This window comes from Pseudomonas sp. JUb42 (genome assembly GCF_024807945.1).
In the GTDB taxonomy this organism is placed as follows: Bacteria; Pseudomonadota; Gammaproteobacteria; order Pseudomonadales; family Pseudomonadaceae; genus Aquipseudomonas.
This window is the reverse complement of sequence record NZ_JANUFD010000036.1, coordinates 1-2,768: the sequence shown is the minus strand read 5'-3', so window position 1 is coordinate 2,768 and position 2,768 is coordinate 1. Positions and strand designations below refer to the sequence as shown.

At 61.8% G+C, this 2,768-nt stretch carries 2 protein-coding genes and 1 pseudogene; all 3 read left to right on the top strand.

The window, feature by feature from the left end; translation table 11 throughout:
* Positions 1 to 279: pseudogene (locus M2401_RS34265) on the top strand (hypothetical protein); the annotation flags it as partial.
* Positions 280 to 281: 2 nt separating this feature from the next.
* Entirely contained in the window at positions 282 to 1,733 is a 1,452-nt protein-coding gene (locus M2401_RS34260) for a M48 family metallopeptidase (RefSeq protein WP_259111499.1), read from the top strand.
* Positions 1,734 to 1,753: 20 nt separating this feature from the next.
* A complete protein-coding gene (locus M2401_RS34255; RefSeq protein ID WP_259111497.1) occupies positions 1,754 to 2,461 on the top strand; it encodes a hypothetical protein in 708 nt (235 codons plus the stop codon).
* The last annotated feature ends 307 nt before the right edge of the window (positions 2,462 to 2,768 follow it).

Here is a 2,768-nt window from a genome sequence, read left to right as displayed (position 1 = left end):
GGTGCCCGCGCTGCCAACGAGGCCCTGGTGCAAGTGGAAGGGGTGGACCATGACTGGAACCTGCGCATCCGGAAAATGAAAGTGGAAAAGACCGCCAAGGACACACGCTACAGCACCGAGGTCAACGGCCAGAAGTTCGTGGCGCTGATCCTTCAAGATGGCTATGGCGAGCTGTACTTGCCTGACGAAAGCCAGGAGTTGAACGTGAGCTACAGCGAAGGGCTATCGTCACAGGGCAATGCCCAAGCGTTCCTCACCGACTACCTGAACCAGAAGTGATCATGTCCACCTCATCACGCAGGTTGCGGCTGCTGGCCTTTCTGTTTCTGGTCCCGTTGGGGCTGGTGCTTTACGCACTGCTGCAAGACGGTCGCGTGCACTGGGCATTGAGCGACGAGCAGCAAATGCGCGACTGGATCGTGGCCGCCGAAAAAGACCCCGAGCATCTTTTGCCGGTGCACAAGAGCCTGACCGGCGGGTATGTGGGGGCCGAGTACATTGTGCCGCACATGCAGCAGGAGATCGCCCGCATCGTGCAGGACCGCGGCTGGCTGACGCTACGCGGATTACTCGCGCACCTGGCTGAGCTGTGTGCGCTAGCGGCCGCCCTGACCGGTCTGGCGCTGCTGGGTAAGCTCAAGTATGACGCCCTGCGCTCTATGCGTTCGCAAGACTACATGCTGCAGCACCTGACACTGGCCTGGCAGCGGGTCACCCAACTGATCTTCCTTGATGTGGCGCTGCTAGTGGCAGGCATCAGCCTGTGCCTGCTCTACGAAATGGTCTGGGCCTACAGCAACTGGGACAGGGGCGGCGCCATGCCGCTGCTGTTCACCCTGCCGCTGTGGGTGGTGCTGGCAGGTGGCGTGCTGTTGCTGCGCAGCATCCGCAAGCGGCTGGCACCGCTGGAGGCACCTGCGGTGGGGCTGCTGGGGCGTGAATTGCCACGCGAGCATGCGCCGAGTCTGTGGCGTTGGGTGGACGACATTGCACGCACGGCCAATGCGCCCTCTCCGGATCATATCGTGGTGGGCGTTGATCGCTCCTGGTTCGTGACCAGCAGCCAAGTGTTCCTGCAATCAGCGCAAGCGCCGTTGCTTGGGCGCACGCTGTATATCCCGCTCACCTATGCCTCGGCCATGAGCCAGGACGAAGCAGGCGCTGTGGTGGGACATGAGCTGGGGCACTTCGCATCCTGCGACACGGAGAAGGGCTCGCAGCTGTCGTCGCTGTTCCATAGCGTGCATTCACGTATCCACACCATGCTCGATGACAACGACAGCGACCCCCTGCTGGCCGGTCCTGGCATCTGGGTGTCTCTGTACTTTCTTGAGCGATTCGATCAGGCCTTCCATCACTGGAGCCGCCGCCAGGAACTGGCCGCCGACGAAGTGGGCGCCAGGGTGGCCGGTGCCCGCACGTTCGCCAGCGCCTTGCTGCGGGTGTGTGCCTTGTCCGAGCTGATTGACCTGCTACTCGCCAGCCCGCAGACCCGCAACATTGTGCAGGCGCTCAACAGCCACATGGGGCAGCACGCGTTGCCGGTCAGCCCTCACACCCTCGAACACCGTGTCGAGCACCCCTTCGACACCCATCCGCCCACCTTGCAGCGCGTACACAACCTCAAGGTGGCACTGGACGAGGACTTGATACGTCAGGCGTCCCGTCCGGCCAGCGAGGCCGACAGCCAGTGGTTCAACCAATTGCTCGCCGACACGGCGCACGCCGCATGAGCAGCACGGAGACTCGACCCATGAATAAACCTTACCAACCTGGCAGCACTGCCGACCTTGCTGCGTCGCTGACCGACGAATACAACCAGGCCACACGCACCGAAGCTGAAGACGCCGCCGGCGACCTGCAAGCCTTCATCGACTCGGTGCCGGACAAGACCGAGTTCACCTCCTCACCCCGTGTCAAATACGTGTTGCCCATCGCCGCGCTGGTGATGGCACTGCTGGCTTGGGCGGTACTGCGTGACATGGGTGGGGTGCATCGTCCGGGTGACAAGGGGGGCGTGGGTGCCCTGATCTTCTGCCTGGTCGGGATTGCCGTATTGGTTGCTGCTACCTGGGCCAACCGCTACTCAGGAAAGTTTGTGTTCATGACGCTGGATCACCGTTATCTGCGTGTGCACAACCTCCAACAGCCAATCGATCTGTTGCAGGTGGGGCGTGTGAGCTACAAGAACGGCGGTTGGATGGAATCGCTGATGCTTGAACTCGGCTCGGACTCTGGCGAAAACGCGCACCACCGCAAGGTCAGCTTCGAGTTCTCCAAGGCCCTGTTCACGCGCACCCGTGGTACGCCAAAGGTACGTATCATGTCCGTGGGCTATCGGGTCAACGGAAAACCGCTGCGCGATGACCAGCTCATGGGCGTGATGGAGAGCTATTTGAACGTGGCCCGGGCTGAGCAGGAACTGGCGGCGCTGCGTCAGCGTCAGTTGGGTTTCGTATGATGTCCGCATACATCGTCGCAGGGCTGGCGGCCGCAGCGGTGAACTCTTCACCGTACGCAGCTGACCACGTGCCGCTGGACTGCGACAACACACGTTAGTGCACAGCAGTGTCTGCGTCCGAGGACATGGAGCTTGCGCAGTGGACGGTACGCATTACACGCAAGGCCGGCCCTGAAAGTTATCTGGAATCTCAATGGCGATTGGACGTCGCTCAGCTGCTCGGGCACCAGTCGGCCACCGAACGGCTGCCCAGTCCCTTCCCGGCATTTAGGCCTCGACGAATAACCCCAATTACTGGCATGACGTG

Excerpts from the sequence above, each read along its gene's own strand:
- M2401_RS34255 (WP_259111497.1), top strand. The coding sequence starts at position 1,754 with ATGAATAAACCTTACCAACCTGGCAGCACTGCCGACCTTGCTGCGTCG.
- M2401_RS34260 (WP_259111499.1), top strand. The coding sequence starts at position 282 with ATGTCCACCTCATCACGCAGGTTGCGGCTGCTGGCCTTTCTGTTTCTG.